The 13,984-nt window shown below is 65.2% G+C and carries 11 protein-coding genes; 5 read left to right on the forward strand and 6 right to left on the reverse strand.

Annotated elements, in window-relative coordinates; all coding sequences use genetic code 11:
* Window positions 1-9: 9 nt before the first annotated feature.
* Entirely contained in the window at window positions 10-4,005 is a 3,996-nt protein-coding gene (gene hrpA, locus ACSFBE_RS03395; protein WP_435488969.1) for an ATP-dependent RNA helicase HrpA, read from the reverse strand.
* Window positions 4,006-4,101: 96 nt separating this feature from the next.
* Here hrpA and argA point away from each other — a divergent pair, with 96 nt between their 5' ends.
* Both argA and ACSFBE_RS03405 read left to right on the forward strand, forming a co-directional pair.
* Complete coding sequence (argA, locus tag ACSFBE_RS03400) at window positions 4,102-5,448, forward strand: amino-acid N-acetyltransferase (RefSeq protein WP_435488970.1); 1,347 nt, start codon at window positions 4,102-4,104, stop codon at window positions 5,446-5,448.
* Window positions 5,449-5,473: 25 nt separating this feature from the next.
* Window positions 5,474-6,121, forward strand: coding sequence for a LysE family translocator (locus tag ACSFBE_RS03405; protein WP_435488971.1), 648 nt, complete (start codon window positions 5,474-5,476; stop codon window positions 6,119-6,121).
* Between the two features lie 27 nt (window positions 6,122-6,148).
* Here ACSFBE_RS03405 and ACSFBE_RS03410 read toward each other — a convergent pair whose 3' ends face one another.
* From ACSFBE_RS03410 to ACSFBE_RS03430, 5 genes are all read right to left on the reverse strand, one after another.
* A complete protein-coding gene (locus ACSFBE_RS03410; protein WP_435488972.1) occupies window positions 6,149-7,801 on the reverse strand; it encodes an XVIPCD domain-containing protein in 1,653 nt (550 codons plus the stop codon).
* Window positions 7,798-8,367, reverse strand: coding sequence for a hypothetical protein (locus ACSFBE_RS03415; protein WP_435488973.1), 570 nt, complete (start codon window positions 8,365-8,367; stop codon window positions 7,798-7,800). The genes ACSFBE_RS03410 and ACSFBE_RS03415 overlap by 4 nt, the downstream gene beginning before the upstream one ends.
* Window positions 8,368-8,442: 75 nt before the next feature.
* Complete coding sequence (locus tag ACSFBE_RS03420) at window positions 8,443-8,955, reverse strand: DUF4189 domain-containing protein (protein WP_435488974.1); 513 nt, start codon at window positions 8,953-8,955, stop codon at window positions 8,443-8,445.
* 2 nt (window positions 8,956-8,957) lie between these two features.
* Window positions 8,958-10,025 (reverse strand): TrbL/VirB6 family protein, encoded by a 1,068-nt coding sequence (locus tag ACSFBE_RS03425; RefSeq protein WP_435488975.1) that lies wholly within the window; start codon window positions 10,023-10,025, stop codon window positions 8,958-8,960.
* A 67-nt stretch (window positions 10,026-10,092) separates the two neighbouring features.
* Window positions 10,093-10,608 carry an RDD family protein gene (locus ACSFBE_RS03430; protein WP_435488976.1) on the reverse strand — a complete coding sequence of 172 codons (516 nt, stop codon included), beginning with the start codon at window positions 10,606-10,608 and terminating at the stop codon, window positions 10,093-10,095.
* 118 nt (window positions 10,609-10,726) lie between these two features.
* Here ACSFBE_RS03430 and dapC point away from each other — a divergent pair, with 118 nt between their 5' ends.
* From dapC to ACSFBE_RS03445, 3 genes are all read left to right on the forward strand, one after another.
* Window positions 10,727-11,938: a succinyldiaminopimelate transaminase gene (dapC, locus tag ACSFBE_RS03435; protein ID WP_435488977.1), complete on the forward strand. Its 1,212-nt coding sequence runs from the start codon at window positions 10,727-10,729 to the stop codon at window positions 11,936-11,938.
* Window positions 11,935-12,759 carry a 2,3,4,5-tetrahydropyridine-2,6-dicarboxylate N-succinyltransferase gene (gene dapD, locus ACSFBE_RS03440; RefSeq protein ID WP_068632812.1) on the forward strand — a complete coding sequence of 275 codons (825 nt, stop codon included), beginning with the start codon at window positions 11,935-11,937 and terminating at the stop codon, window positions 12,757-12,759. The genes dapC and dapD overlap by 4 nt, the downstream gene beginning before the upstream one ends.
* A 71-nt stretch (window positions 12,760-12,830) precedes the next feature.
* The gene (locus ACSFBE_RS03445) at window positions 12,831-13,982 is read left to right on the forward strand and encodes a PilT/PilU family type 4a pilus ATPase (protein WP_435488978.1); all 1,152 of its coding nucleotides are present in this window, start codon (window positions 12,831-12,833) and stop codon (window positions 13,980-13,982) included.
* Window positions 13,983-13,984: the final 2 nt, after the last annotated feature.

A 13,984-nucleotide genomic window follows, 5' to 3' on the forward strand; every position in this document is an offset into this window, starting at 1 on the left:
GGGCCACGTTCATGCCTGCAACTGGGCCCAGGCCTTGTCCAGGCGCTTGACGCTCACCGGCTGCGGGGTGCGCAGTTCCTGGGCGAAGAAGCTCACGCGCAGTTCCTCCAGCAGCCAGCGGAATTCGAGCATGCGCTCGTCCACCACGCCCTTGCGTTCGGCCACCAGGCGCCAGTAGCGCTGTTCCTGCGGCCGCAGCTCGGCCAGCTTGGCGGCATCGCGGGCCGGGTCGGCGCGCAGCTTGTCCAGGCGCGCGGTGATCGCCTTCAGATAGCGCGCGAAGTGCTGCAACTGCGGCCATGGCGTGTCCGCGATGAAGCGCTTGCCCACCAGGCGCTGCAATTGCTGCGCTGCATCGGCGGTGGCCTCGGGCTGGACCTTCGTGTCCTTGATCTTGCGTACCGCGATGGCGTAGTCCACCAGAATCACGCCAGCCAGCCGCGCCACCTCGTTGGCGATCAGGGTGAGCCGCCCGCGGCCTTCCTCGATCCGCTTCTTGAAGGCGAACTCGTCGGTCGGCAACGGCTCCTGCAGGAAAGCACGGTCGAGCGCGACGTCGACGATCTGCGTGCGCAACTCGTCGGCGGTGCCCAGCGGCATGTACGCCACGGCCATCTTCTGCAGGTCGGGGATGTTCTTTTCGAGGTACTTCAGCGCATCCTTGATCTGCAGCGCGAACAAGCGGCGAAGGCCCGCTCGGTGCTTGGCGGCCGCCACGGCGGGCTCGTCGAAGACCTCGATGCTCACGGCGTCGCCGCCATCTACCAGCGCCGGGAAGCCGATGAGCGACTGCGCGCCACGGCGCACTTCCATCAGCTCGGGCAGTTCCCCGAACGTCCACGCCGTGTACCGCGCGCCTGCCGGCAACGCGGGTGCCGATGGCGCGGCCGATGCGGGAAGCGGCACATTCGCGGCTTTGGGCGCATCGGCAGCGGTGGGCGCAGCCGCCGGTGCCGCCCGCACGTTGAGCCCCGCCAGCGCCTGGAAGGCCCCACGCGCCTGCGTGCCGAGCTCGGCCTTCAGCGCGCCGAGGTTGCGGCCCATGCCGAGCTGGCGGCCGGTTTCGTCCACCACGCGCAGGTTCATGAACAGGTGGGGCGGCAGCATGTCGAGCTTGAAATCGGCGCGCAGCACATCGATGCTGGTCTGCGCCCGCACGCGCTTGAGCAACACGTCGGTCAGCGAGCCGGCACCGAAGAGCTCGGGCACCGACAGCGCTTCGGCCAGCTTCGAGGCAGACTCCGGCAGCGGCACCAGCCGCGAGCGCGGGCGCTGCGGCAGGCTCTTGAGCAGCGCCTGGATCTTGTCCTTGAGCATGCCGGTCACCAGCCATTCACAGCGCTCCTCGCTCACCTGGTTCAGCACGAAGAGCGGCACGGTGACGGTCAGGCCGTCCTTTGCGTCGCCGGGTTCGTGCAGGTAGGTGGCCGCGCAGTCGACGCCGCCCAGGCGGATGGTCGGGGGGAAGGATTGCGTCGTGATGCCGGCCGCCTGGTGACGCATCAGCTCGTCGCGCGTCAGGTACAGCAGCCGTGGCTGGGCGCGTGACTGCTCCTTGTACCAATGCTCGAAGGCCGCGCCGCTGGCCGCATCGGGCGGCAGTTGCGCGTCGTAGAAGGCGTAGATCAGCTCGTCGTCGACCAGCACGTCCTGCCGGCGCGCCTTGTGCTCCAGGCCCTCGACCTCCTTCACCAACTTGCGGTTGGCCGCGAGGAAGGGGTACTTGCTCTCCCACTGTCCGCCGACCAGCGCCTCGCGGATGAAGATCTCGCGCGCCGCGACCGGGTCGACCTTGGTGAAGTCGACCCGGCGTCCGCTGTAGACCACCAGACCATAGAGCGTGGCTCGCTCCAGCGCCGTGACCTGCGCGCCCTTCTTCTCCCAGTGCGGGTCGAGCAACTGCCTCTTCAGCAGATGCCCGGCGACCTCTTCCAGCCACTGCGGTTCGATGTTGGCGATGCCGCGGCCGAAGAGCCGCGTGGTCTCGACCAGCTCGGCCGCGACGATCCAGCGACCCGGCTTCTTGCGCAGGTGCGCGCCGGGATGCCGGTAGAACTTGATGCCGCGCGCCCCGAGGTAGGCCTCGTCATCTTCCATCTTCCAGCCGACGTTGCCGAGCAGGCCCGCCAGCATCGACAGGTGCAATGCCTCGTAGCTGGCCGGCTGACGGTTGAGCTGCCACTTGTGCTCGGTGACGACCGTGAGCAGCTGCGAATGGATGTCGCGCCATTCGCGCAAACGGCGTACGTTGACGAAGTTCTGCCGCAGCAGCTGCTCGTACTGGCGGTTGCTGATCTTGTGCGTGGGCAGTGCGTCGGCGATGGGTTCCGGCGCTGCCGAAACCGTGCGCTGTGCGATAGGCAGGAATGCGGCGTTGGCGCGCTTCTTCGGATCGCCGTGCAGTTCGCGCCGCGTCTGCGGGGCGTTGCCGCCACGCGCGTCGGCGATCCATTTCCACAGCGTGAGGTAGCCGCTGAACTCGCTCTTGTCGTCGTCGAACTTGGCATGCGCCTGGTCGGCCTGCTGCTGCGCTTCCATCGGGCGGTCGCGCACGTCCTGCACCGACAGGGCCGAGGCGATGACCAGCACTTCTTCCAGCGCACCGCGCGAACGCGCTTCCAGGATCATTCGGCCCACACGCGGGTCGAGCGGCAGCTTGGCCAGCTCCTGGCCGATGGCGGTCAATTCGTTGGCATCGTCGACCGCGCCCAGTTCGTTGAGCAGTTGGTAGCCGTCGGCGATCGCACGCGGCGCGGGCGCTTCCAGGAACGGGAAGCGCGCCACGTCGCCCAGGTGCAGCGACTTCATCCGCAGGATGACGCCGGCCAGCGACGAGCGCAGGATTTCCGGATCGGTGAAGCGCGGCCGCCCGAGGAAGTCTTTCTCGTCGTAGAGCCGAATGCAGATGCCGTTGGCCACGCGGCCGCAGCGGCCGGCGCGCTGGTTGGCGGCGGCCTGGCTGATCGGCTCGACCAGCAGCTGCTCGACCTTGCTGCGGAAGGAATAGCGCTTGACCCGTGCCGTGCCGGTGTCGATCACGTAGCGCGTGCCGGGCACCGTCAGCGAAGTCTCGGCGACGTTGGTGGCGAGCACCACGCGGCGGCCGGTGTGGCCTTCGAAGATGCGGTCCTGCTCGGCGGGCGAGAGGCGCGCGAACAGCGGCAGCACCTCGGCGTTGCGCATCACCGGCTGCTGCGCCAAATGCTTGCGCAGGTGATCGGCCGCTTCGCGGATCTCTCGCTCGCCGGGTAGGAAGACCAGGATGTCGCCGCCGTTGTGCGGGTCGCGCCACAGTTCGTCGACGCCATCGGCGATGGCGTCATTGAGGTCGTGCTCGCGGGATTCCTCGAAGGGCCGGTAGCGCTGCTCGACCGGGAAGGTGCGGCCCGAGACGTAGATGATGGGCGCAGGGCCGTTGCGCGACGCGAAGTGCGTGGCGAAGCGGTCCGCATCGATGGTCGCCGAGGTCACGATCACCTTCAGGTCCGGCCGGCGCGGCAGGATCTCGCGCAGGTAGCCCAGCAGGAAGTCGATGTTCAGCGAGCGCTCGTGGGCCTCGTCGATGATGATCGTGTCGTAGGCCTTGAGCAGCGGGTCGGTCTGCGTCTCGGCCAGCAGGATGCCGTCGGTCATCAGCTTGACCGAGGCGTCGCGGCTCAGCCGGTCTTGAAACCGCACCTTGAAGCCGACCACCTCGCCCAGCGGCGTCTTCAGCTCCTCGGCGATGCGCTTGGCGACCGAACTGGCCGCGATGCGCCGAGGTTGCGTGTGGCCGATCAGCTTGCCCTGCCCCGGCGGCTTGTTCAGCTTGCCGCGGCCGAGCAACAGCGCGATCTTGGGCAACTGGGTGGTCTTGCCCGAGCCGGTTTCGCCACAGACGATGACGACCTGGTTCGCCGAAATGGCCTCGGCGATCTCGTCGCGCCGCGCGGAAACGGGCAGCGACTCGGGAAATTCGATCTTCAGCGCGATCTGGGGCGGCGTGGGGTGGTCGGTAGCGGACAAGACAGGCGGTCGGGCACGGGGCACATCGGAGAGAATCGCGAATTATCCCCGCCCGCCCCCGCCGGTGCGCCGCCCGACCCCTGCCACCCTGCCCGCATGTCCACTGTCTTCAACTTCACCTTCGTCCCCTGGTTCCGCTCCGTCGCGCCGTACATCCACACGCATCGCGGCAAGACCTTCGTGGTGGGGCTGACCGGCGAGGCGATCGCCGCGGGCAAGCTGCAGAACATCGCGCAGGACCTGGCGCTGATCCAGTCAATGGGCGTCAAGGTCGTGCTGGTGCACGGCTTCCGCCCGCAGGTGAACGAACAGCTGCGCGCCAAGGGCCATGAGGCGAAGTACTCGCACGGCATGCGCATCACCGACGAGGTGGCACTCGACTCGGCGCAGGAGGCCGCCGGCCAGCTGCGCTACGAGATCGAGGCCGCCTTCAGCCAAGGCCTGCCGAACACGCCGATGGCCGGCTCGACGGTGCGCATGATCTCCGGCAACTTCATCACCGCCCGCCCGGTCGGCGTGATCGACGGCGTCGACTTCAAGCATTCGGGGCTGGTGCGCAAGGTCGATGCGTCGGGCATCCGCCGCACGCTGGATTTCGGCGCGATGGTGCTGATGTCGCCCTTCGGTTTCTCGCCGACCGGCGAGGCCTTCAACCTGACGATGGAAGAAGTCGCGACCAGCGTGGCGATCTCGATCCAGGCCGACAAGCTGATCTTCTTGACCGAGATTCCCGGCATCCGCATGGACAGCGAGCTGCCCGAGAGCGAAGACAACCCGATCGACACCGAGCTGCCGCTGGACGCCGCGCGCAAGCTGCTCGCCACGTTGCCACCGGCACAACGCCCGACCGACACCGCCTTCTACCTGCAGCACTGCGTGAAGGCCTGCGAAGCCGGCGTGGAGCGCAACCACATCCTCCCTTTCGCGGTCGATGGCTCGCTGCTGCTCGAGGTGTATGTGCACGACGGCATCGGCACGATGGTGATCGACGAGAAGCTCGAGTCGCTGCGCGAGGCGACGGCCGACGACATCGGCGGCATCCTGCAGCTGATCGAGCCCTTCGAGCGCGACGGCACGCTGGTCAAGCGCAGCCGCACCGAGATCGAGCGCGACGTCAATCAGTACACCGTGATCGAGCACGACGGCGTGATCTTCGGCTGCGCGGCGCTCTACCCGTACCCCGAGGCGAAAACGGCCGAGATGGCCGCGCTTACGGTGTCGCCGCACTCGCAGGCGCAGGGCGACGGCGAACGCATCTTGAAGCGCGTGGAGCAGCGCGCCCGCGCGATGGGCCTGGACAGCATCTTCGTGCTGACCACCCGCACCATGCACTGGTTCATCAAGCGAGGCTTCGTGCTGGTCGACCCCGACTGGCTGCCCGAGGCGCGCAAGAAAAAGTACAACTGGGACCGCAAGAGCCAGGTCCTGGTCAAGAAAATCTGAACCTGAAAAAAGGACGCCTGCCGCCATGACGCTCGCCACCGCCCTGCTGTTCTCCATCGTTGCACTGGCCGCGATTGCCACGCCCGGCCCGACCGTGCTGCTGGCATTGAGCAACGGCTCGCGGCGCGGCGTGCGCGGTGCGCTGCCGGGCATTCTGGGTGCCGCGCTGTCCGACTTCGTCCTGGTCGGCGCGGTGGCGCTCGGCCTGGGCGCGCTGCTAGCCGCCTCGGAGTTCTGGTTCTCCATGCTCAAGTGGGTGGGCGCCGTGTACCTTGCCTGGCTCGGCGTTCGCATGCTGCGCTCCAAAGGGCGCAGCTTCGACGCGCCGCAGGCCAATGCAGGCGAGCCGGTTGCGGGCATGCCCAAGGAAGGCCGCAAGGTTTTCCTCAAGTCCTTCCTGGTGGCGGTCACCAACCCCAAGGGCTACCTGTTCTGCTCGGCGCTGATGCCGCAGTTCATCGACCCGGCGGCCGCACAAGGCATGCAGTACGCCATCATCGCCGTGCTGTTCGCCTCGCTCGATGCAGCCGTCATGCTGGTCTATGCCTTCGTCGGTGCGCGGGCGATGCGCCTGCTGACAGCCGCCGCGGCCCGCTGGATCGACCGCACCTGCGGCGCGATGCTGCTGGCGCTGGCCGGGTCGCTCGCGTTCTACCGGCGCAGCGGCACCTGAGCAGGCCGGAGCGGCCAACGACCATCCTCAAGACAGAACCGGCGCAGCCTGCGTCTGGACAAGCTGATTTGCCTGCTGCAATCGCTGGTTCTGTTGCTGATTGCGCGCATCGGCGAAGGCTTGCGAACTCTGCGCCAAGGGCGTGTTCAGCGCCACCATCGTGTCCACGTCGATCACCTTGGAATGCGCCGAACCAAGCGTACCTTGCACCGCAATGAGCTTGCTGCCGTCTTCATTCAGCGCCACGTGGTCGATCTGCTTGAAGCCGGATTGACAAGCTCCGGCAGCCAAGGTGCCAGCGGCATTGCAGGTGCGGTGATCAGAGGGAATGCCGCGCTCGGCATTGATTTTCTCTAAGCCGGCAAGCGACTGCTTATAGAACCCGTTGCCAGGATGCTCTGGCTGGCTCAAGAGCGGGGCTGCCTCTGTCTGGCTGTGGAGCCACGGACGGGTGAGCTTGCCCACGGAACGGGAGGCGTCATCGCGGATCTTTTGGCCGCTCTCCTGCAGTGCTTGCCCTGCCCGCTGGGTACCCGTGATCACCGATTCGCGCGTTGCATCGTAGGCTCGCTCGGCCGCGTGGCTGGCCGCCTGTGCGCCTGAAGCGACGGCCTTGCCAGTCGCTTTGGCTGCGTGGACGACCGCGGTGCTTGTGGCGTCGTAGGCCCGTCCCGTGGCATCGCCGACAGCCTGTGCGCCGTATCCGACCGCCTGTGCACCCGACAACATAGCTTGCGTTGCCTTCTCTGCCGCCACCGTGCTGGCTGCATCCGCCGCCTGCACACCCAGCCGCAGACCGCTCGCGGTCGGGATCGGGATCGGGATCGGGATCGGGATCGGCGGCAGGCTATGGTCCGCCACCGTGCGCAAGTCGATCCGCCCCTTCATCACGTCATAGCGGTAGTGCGCGATGGGACCGGCATGGGCACGCGCGCGCGCCTCGTTGGCCGCGTTCATAACCGACTCGCCCAGTGCTTCGTTACCTGGCAGGAAATTCGTGATCGAGTGAGCTGCAACGTCCGCCGCCAACAGCGGATTGCTCGGCAGCTGCGAGCCCCCGATATAGCGGCCATGGCGGAGACTTTCGATGTCCTGCTGCGCGGCATAAATCTTTACCTGTCCCAAGTGCGGCGCGCCGGCGCCGACCACGTCGGTGGCACGCACATGGTTGACGATATTCGAATGCTGAGCATGCACGTCGACGCCATAGCGCTTCAAGTGGCTCAAATCCTTTGGGCCGTAAGCGTTGAAGGTTTCGGCATGCAAGCTGTACTTGGCCGCCGTGATCTCGGCCAGCGTGCCACCCAGGGAGTGGCCGGTGATGGAGACAGCAATGGGCTCGGCAAAATTGGGCTGAGTTTCCCGCGCTCTTGCCATGGCCCTTTCCGTAAACGCCACAGCACCGTCGAGTTGGCTGTTACGTCCGTTGAAGACCATGCCTGCGTCGGCCTTAATGTCCTTGGCGTCCGGTTCAGTGCCCCGGTGGGCAATGACAACTTCGCCGGTGTCCATGCGCTGGTAGGCCGTGCCCTGATAACCCGTTTTGGGGTCATTGGTAACGTCGAGAATCTTGTAGTCGATGCCTCCGATGGGGACCGTCTTGTTGGAATTCTTCTCTTGGGAGCGATCGTTGTACGAATCGTTGGACAGGCGCGCATATTCGTTGGCGTCGATGCTCATTGGAAATCCTCCTTGGCGCTCAGGGTGGTGGAGAAGAACTTTTCAGGTTGTTGGGCAATCCATTCGGAATACGCCACTCCACCAACATGCAACCCGGGCGTCGTGCGCAACTCGTCCGGAACAGGAGCTTGGGACGCTTCGATTTTTTCCCCGTAGATCTTCTTGGCGAAGAATTCAGTCTTTGACTGCTGTGTCGCGATCTGGTCGCCCGAAATAAACGGATTGAAGGTCACGTCGCCTGCCTTCATCACGCCCGAGAAGCCGACCATCTTCCAGCGACACACTCCCAATCCGTAGTAGTCGCCGTCCTGCACCCAATCCAGATAGACCGTGCCCTTGTAAGTTTGACTGACGCCGACGCGCCTTAACTCGATGTCGGGGTCACTGGACAGACGCTGGTGGTGTCCGCTGATGGCATCCGCTGGGACGCACTCTTGCTCGTTCTGCACCTCGTACTGCATGAACCCCGTGACGGATTCAAACGGCCCGGGGGCATCATGAATGGTCAGCGTCAATTCATAACGCATCTTGGGATGCGGATTGAGTTTGATATCGGGTTTTTTCATGGACTGTCCGCAAGCGGGGAGCGTGAGGGTGAAAAAAATAAGGAGCGTAGTGGCAACGAGGCGTTTCATGGCCGTTTACCTAATTCGCACTGGTAAGCTGCAGGCGGAGTAGTAAACATGGCAGTTGATACGTCCAGCACTGCGACATGTCTTCATGCCCATCTCAACGGCTTCGTCCGCTGTGGGGGCATTCGGTACGTTGTACCCACCGTCGCCGACGACAACCACCGCGCACTGGTTGTCGTACGCAATGTCAATCCTGCAATTCACTCCACCCTTCGACTGGCAATCCTGCATGGCCACCCGTGACGCTTCTCGCTTGCTTTGCTTGTCGGTGGCTACGCCCAAGGCGCCTTGAGGCCCGTCCGTCGCAATTGCTCCCCACCTGCGTTCCCACTGCTGGGCTGGTGGCTGCGGCGCCTGCTGATTTCCATAGCTTGGAATGGGGTTGCAACCATTCACCCCGCTCGTGCTACCAGGGTTGTTTGGGTACATACCCGGAGGGCAACTCCCTTCTGCATGGCCCACCCCAGTTCCCAGCAGCCACAGGCCAATCACGAGCAAACTACGCAAGAGATGTGTTGACATGGTTAGCTCCTCTTCACTGCGTCGATCGGAGGGGGAGAGGGGACGCCTGCAGTGCGGGCGCCGCCAAGTGGGCCGCGGCCCGCCTCATCGGGAGGGGCCGTTTGCGTCGTGTGGGTCGTTTGCTGCTGATACGACCCTGGCGCCTGCCCTGCAGGCCCTTGCGTGCCCGGTTGCGATGCGCCACCCATTTGCGAGAACGGCTGGAACTGCCCCAACGTCCCCCCGAAGAAACTCCCCGCCATCGCCGGCGCGGTGACCAGCAGCACCGTCATCAGGAGGCCAATACCCCCTTGCTGCATCGCCTGATTGGTCAGCCCAGCACCGCCTTGCTGGTCGAGCAAGGCCATGATCGCATTGCCCGCCCATAGCGCCGCGGCCACCCGCAGTGTCAGATCCAACACGAGCGAAACCATAAAACTGAGCACCGCCAATGAGAACAAGGTGCCTAGCCCGTAGTTCAGCCAGCGCCAGAACATCGACTCGGTGACCTTGAAGATCAGGCAGATGATGAAAATCGGCCCTAGCCCGATGAACAAGGCCAACGCCACCTTGTAGGTCAGCAGCAAAGCCGCCGCCGTCATCGGCGGGCCGGCCACGCCCAGCATGGCGATCAGCGAGGCACGGCCCGCGGCCGCCACGTTGTCGGCGCTGTTGCTGGCGTTGAGCCCCTGCGCGCCCTCGATGGCGCCCATCGCCACCGCCGTATAGGCCAAATTCTTGTCGATCACCTTCGCCGGCGAGTCGTCGTTCCCCGTGACAAGGCCATTGATGCCCGAGGCCAAGGTGTCGGTGAAGAAGGTCTGGATACTGGAGCCCCCCAAAGCCATCGTGGAGGCGGCGATCAGGATGAGGGTCGTGCGGCTGGCGTTGACCACCAAGCCCATCATCGGCTCGCGCGATTGGCCCGTCAGAATGCGAAAGCCCTGCACCATGATCCAGGCTGTGAACAGCACCAGAACAACGGCGGCAACCGCGGACATGGCGCTGTGCATGAAGTGGTTGCTGAAATCATCGATCTTCTTGGTCACCCAAGCGTAGATCAACACAAAAAAGCCCAAGCTCATGTCCATGGTCATAGTTCTTATTCCCTGTAAAAGCGGCTGCAACCGGTGCTGGGTCGCGAAATGTGTGTTCGGGTCAGGCAGGACGTCGGATCTCAAGCACGACGGTGTCCGCGATTTCATCGTGCAGACAACGGCGTGAGGCGCCGAAGATAAAAACAGGGTCGACGAGGCAATTGATCAGCAAAGACCACACAGGAACAAGCGACGCCATCAGGCTGAAGCCGTAGCGTGCAAATATCCGAATGCCCGACACATGCGAACCATCGGGTCGAGCGATGCGCATGTTGAGCAACCACTTGCCAACGGTCTGATTCCGGGTGAAAAGCAGATATCCCTGCATGCCCCAGAAGATGACGAAGCCCAGATACGCGTGATCAAAATGGGGTTGCCACGGGTTGGCTCCAGAGTCCAGATCCCAGCTACCCCACAACGTAGACTTTGTCAGTAGCCAAAACGTAGAGAACACCAAAGCTTGGTCGATCACGACACCAGCAAATCGCCTGCCGCGACTGGCGGGCCGGCTCACATGCCAGTTGTCAATGCGATCTTCTTGTCGCGCGGAGCGCGATCTCGGGGGCTTGTTGCCCATGTTCTTCCTTCCCTGAGGCCCCATGGCCATACCTGATCATATGAACAGGTGGGTGGCACTGGCGATCACGAGCAGGCATCAGATCGGTAGAAGTCGGACTTTCTTCATAATTGGGCGCATGAATCCCCTGCTTTCCAAGCTCCAGCCCTACCCCTTCGAGCGGCTGCGGCTCCTTTTCGAGGGCGTCAAGCCCAACGCCGATTTCGCCCCCGTCAGCCTGGGCATCGGCGAACCCAAGCACGCCACGCCGGACTTCATCAAGGAAGCGCTGGCCGCCAGCATGTCGACCTTGGCGGCCTACCCTGCCACGGCCGGCAACCTGAAGCTGCGCACCGCCTTCACCGACTGGCTGCAGCGCCGCTACGCCCTGCAACTGGACCCGGCCACGCAGGTGCTGCCGGTCAACGGCTCGCGCGAAGCGCTGTTTTCGCTGGCGCAAACGGTGGTCGACGGCACCAAGACCCCCGCGCCGGTGGTGGTTTCGCCCAACCCTTTCTATCAAATCTACGAAGGCACGGCCCTGCTCTCGGGCGCCGAGCCGTATTACGTTCCCAGCGTGCCGTCGCGCAATTTCGCCGTCGACTGGGACAGCGTGCCCGAGGCGATCTGGGAACGCACGCAACTGGTGTTCGTCTGTTCGCCCGGCAACCCGACCGGCGCCGTGATGGCGCTGGACGAATGGAAGAAGCTCTTTGCGCTGTCGGACCGCTTCGGTTTCGTGATTGCGGCCGACGAGTGCTACAGCGAGATCTACTTCCGCGACGAGCCGCCGCTCAGCGGGCTGGAAGCCGCCGCCAAGCTCGGCCGGAGCGACTTCAAGAACCTGATTGCGCTCACCTCGCTGTCCAAGCGCAGCAACGTGCCGGGCCTGCGCAGCGGCTTTGTGGCGGGCGACGCCGAGATCATCAAGGCCTTCCTGCTCTACCGCACCTACCACGGCAGCGCCATGGGCGGCGCGGTGGCGGCCGCCAGCATCGCGGCCTGGGGCGACGAGGCGCATGTGGTCGAGAACCGGGCGATGTACCGCGCCAAGTTCGCCGCCGTCACGCCGATGCTCGAAGCCGTGATGGACGTGCGCCTGCCCGACGCGGCCTTCTACCTGTGGGCCGGCGTGCCCGCCGCGTGGAACGGCGACGACCAAGCCTTCGCCCGCGCGCTCTACGCTCAATACAATGTGACGGTGCTGCCCGGCAGCTTCCTGGCGCGCGAGGTCGGCGGTGAAAACCCAGGCCGGGGCCGCGTCCGCATGGCCCTCGTGGCCGGCACCGACGAGTGCACCGAAGCCGCCCGCCGCATCGTTGATTTCATCCAGAACCGAGCCCTTTCATGACCCAACAACTCCAGCAGACCATCGACGCCGCGTGGGAAGACCGCGCCAACCTCTCGCCCGCCCAGGCCTCCGCCGAGGTGCGCGAAGCGGTGGAGCACGTGATCTCCGAACTCAACAACGGCAAGCTGCGCGTGGCCACCCGCGAATCGGTCGGCCAGTGGACCGTGCACCAGTGGATCAAGAAGGCGGTGCTGCTGTCGTTCCGCCTGAAGGACAACGAGCAGATCCAGGCCGGCTCGCTGGGCTTCTACGACAAGGTACAGACCAAGTTCTCGCACCTGTCGGCCGCCGAACTGAAGGAAGCCGGCGTGCGCATCGTGCCGCCGGCCGTGGCACGCCGTGGCAGCTACATCGCCAAGGGCGCGATCCTGATGCCCAGCTACGTGAACATCGGCGCCTACGTGGGCGAAGGCACCATGGTCGACACCTGGGCCACCGTCGGTTCCTGCGCGCAGATCGGCGCCAACTGCCACCTGTCGGGCGGCGTTGGCATCGGCGGCGTGCTGGAGCCGTTGCAGGCCGGCCCGACCATCATCGAAGACAACTGCTTCATCGGCGCCCGCTCCGAAGTGGTCGAAGGCGTGGTGATCGAAGAGAACTCGGTGCTGTCGATGGGCGTGTTCATCGGCCAGAGCACGCCGATCTACGACCGCGCGACCGACTCCGTGAGCTACGGCCGCGTGCCCGCCGGTTCGGTCGTCGTGGCCGGCAACCTGCCCAAGCCGGGCGGCAAGTACAGCACCTATGCGGCCATCATCATGAAGAAGGTCGACGCCAAGACGCGCTCGACCACCAGCCTGAACGACCTGCTGCGCGACTGACCCCCCGACCGCCGACCGGCGGTCTTTTTTCGGCCCCCGAACGCCCGAACCGCCCGAGGAGTGAGAGAACGATGAGCACGATGGAACGCATCCTTCGACTGATGGCGGAGCGCAAAGCGTCCGACATCTACCTCTCGGCCCACTCCCCGGCGCTGATCCGCATCAACGGCAACTGCCTGCCGATCAACGCGCAGGTGCTGCCGCCGGAGGCGCCGCTGGGCCTGCTGGGCGAAGTGGTGCACCAGAGCCGCATCGCCGAGCTCGAACGCACCGGCGAGCTCAACATGGCGATCCAGCTCGAGGGCGCCGGCAACTTCCGCATCAGCGCGATGCGCCAGCGCGGCAGCTACGCGGTGGTGGTGCGGCACATCGCGCTGACCATCCCATCCTTCGACGAGTTGCACCTCCCGGACATCCTGAAGACGCTGATCATGGAGCGGCGCGGGCTGCTCCTGATGGTGGGCGCCACCGGCGTCGGCAAGTCGACCACGCTCGCGTCGATGCTCGACTACCGCAACGAGCACGCGTCGGGCCACATCCTCACCGTCGAGGAGCCGATCGAGTTCACCTACACCAACAAGAAGTCGATGGTGAACCAGCGCGACGTAGGCAGCGACACGCAGTCGCTGCAGGTCGCACTGAAAAACGCGCTGCGCCAGGCGCCCGACGTGATCCAGATCGGCGAGATCCGCGACCGCGAGACCATGACGGCCGCCATCGCTTACGCGCAGTCGGGCCACCTGTGCGTGGCGACGCTGCACGCCAACAACAGCTACCGCGCGCTGAACCGCATCCTGAGCTTCTATCCGGTCGAGGTGCGGCCCACGCTGCTGGGTGACCTGGCCGGCGCGCTGCGCGCCATCGTCGCGCAACGCCTGCTGCGCACGCCCAAGGGCGAACGCTGGCCGGCGATGGAGGTGATGCTGAACACCGCACTCATCGCCGAGATGATCGAGAAGGGCGACTTCTCCGCCGTCAAGGAAGCCATGGAGCAGTCGATGGCCGAGGGCTCGCAGACCTTCGAGGAAGACATCGCCCAGCTCGTGACCGAGGGCCGCGTGACCCGCGAGGAAGGCCTGTCGCAGGCCGATTCGCCCACCAACCTGATGTGGCGCCTGCAGAACCGCCAGGCGGCACCGACCAAGCGCGACGAAGACCGCGCGCTGATGGCGCAGGAAGAAGAACCCAGCTTCACCGACATCACGCTCGACGTGCGCCACTGATT

This window comes from Variovorax sucrosi (assembly GCF_051216635.1).
Lineage (GTDB): Bacteria > Pseudomonadota > Gammaproteobacteria > Burkholderiales > Burkholderiaceae_C > Variovorax.

Bases quoted from the DNA above. Each gene is read 5' to 3' on its own strand.
- ACSFBE_RS03420 (WP_435488974.1), bottom strand. From the start codon at position 8,955: ATGTCAACACATCTCTTGCGTAGTTTGCTCGTGATTGGCCTGTGGCTG.
- argA (WP_435488970.1), top strand. From the start codon at position 4,102: ATGTCCACTGTCTTCAACTTCACCTTCGTCCCCTGGTTCCGCTCCGTC.
- ACSFBE_RS03410 (WP_435488972.1), bottom strand. From the start codon at position 7,801: ATGAGCATCGACGCCAACGAATATGCGCGCCTGTCCAACGATTCGTAC.
- ACSFBE_RS03405 (WP_435488971.1), top strand. From the start codon at position 5,474: ATGACGCTCGCCACCGCCCTGCTGTTCTCCATCGTTGCACTGGCCGCG.
- dapD (WP_068632812.1), top strand. From the start codon at position 11,935: ATGACCCAACAACTCCAGCAGACCATCGACGCCGCGTGGGAAGACCGC.
- ACSFBE_RS03415 (WP_435488973.1), bottom strand. From the start codon at position 8,367: ATGAAAAAACCCGATATCAAACTCAATCCGCATCCCAAGATGCGTTAT.
- ACSFBE_RS03425 (WP_435488975.1), bottom strand. From the start codon at position 10,025: ATGGACATGAGCTTGGGCTTTTTTGTGTTGATCTACGCTTGGGTGACC.
- dapC (WP_435488977.1), top strand. From the start codon at position 10,727: ATGAATCCCCTGCTTTCCAAGCTCCAGCCCTACCCCTTCGAGCGGCTG.
- ACSFBE_RS03445 (WP_435488978.1), top strand. From the start codon at position 12,831: ATGAGCACGATGGAACGCATCCTTCGACTGATGGCGGAGCGCAAAGCG.
- ACSFBE_RS03430 (WP_435488976.1), bottom strand. From the start codon at position 10,608: ATGGGCAACAAGCCCCCGAGATCGCGCTCCGCGCGACAAGAAGATCGC.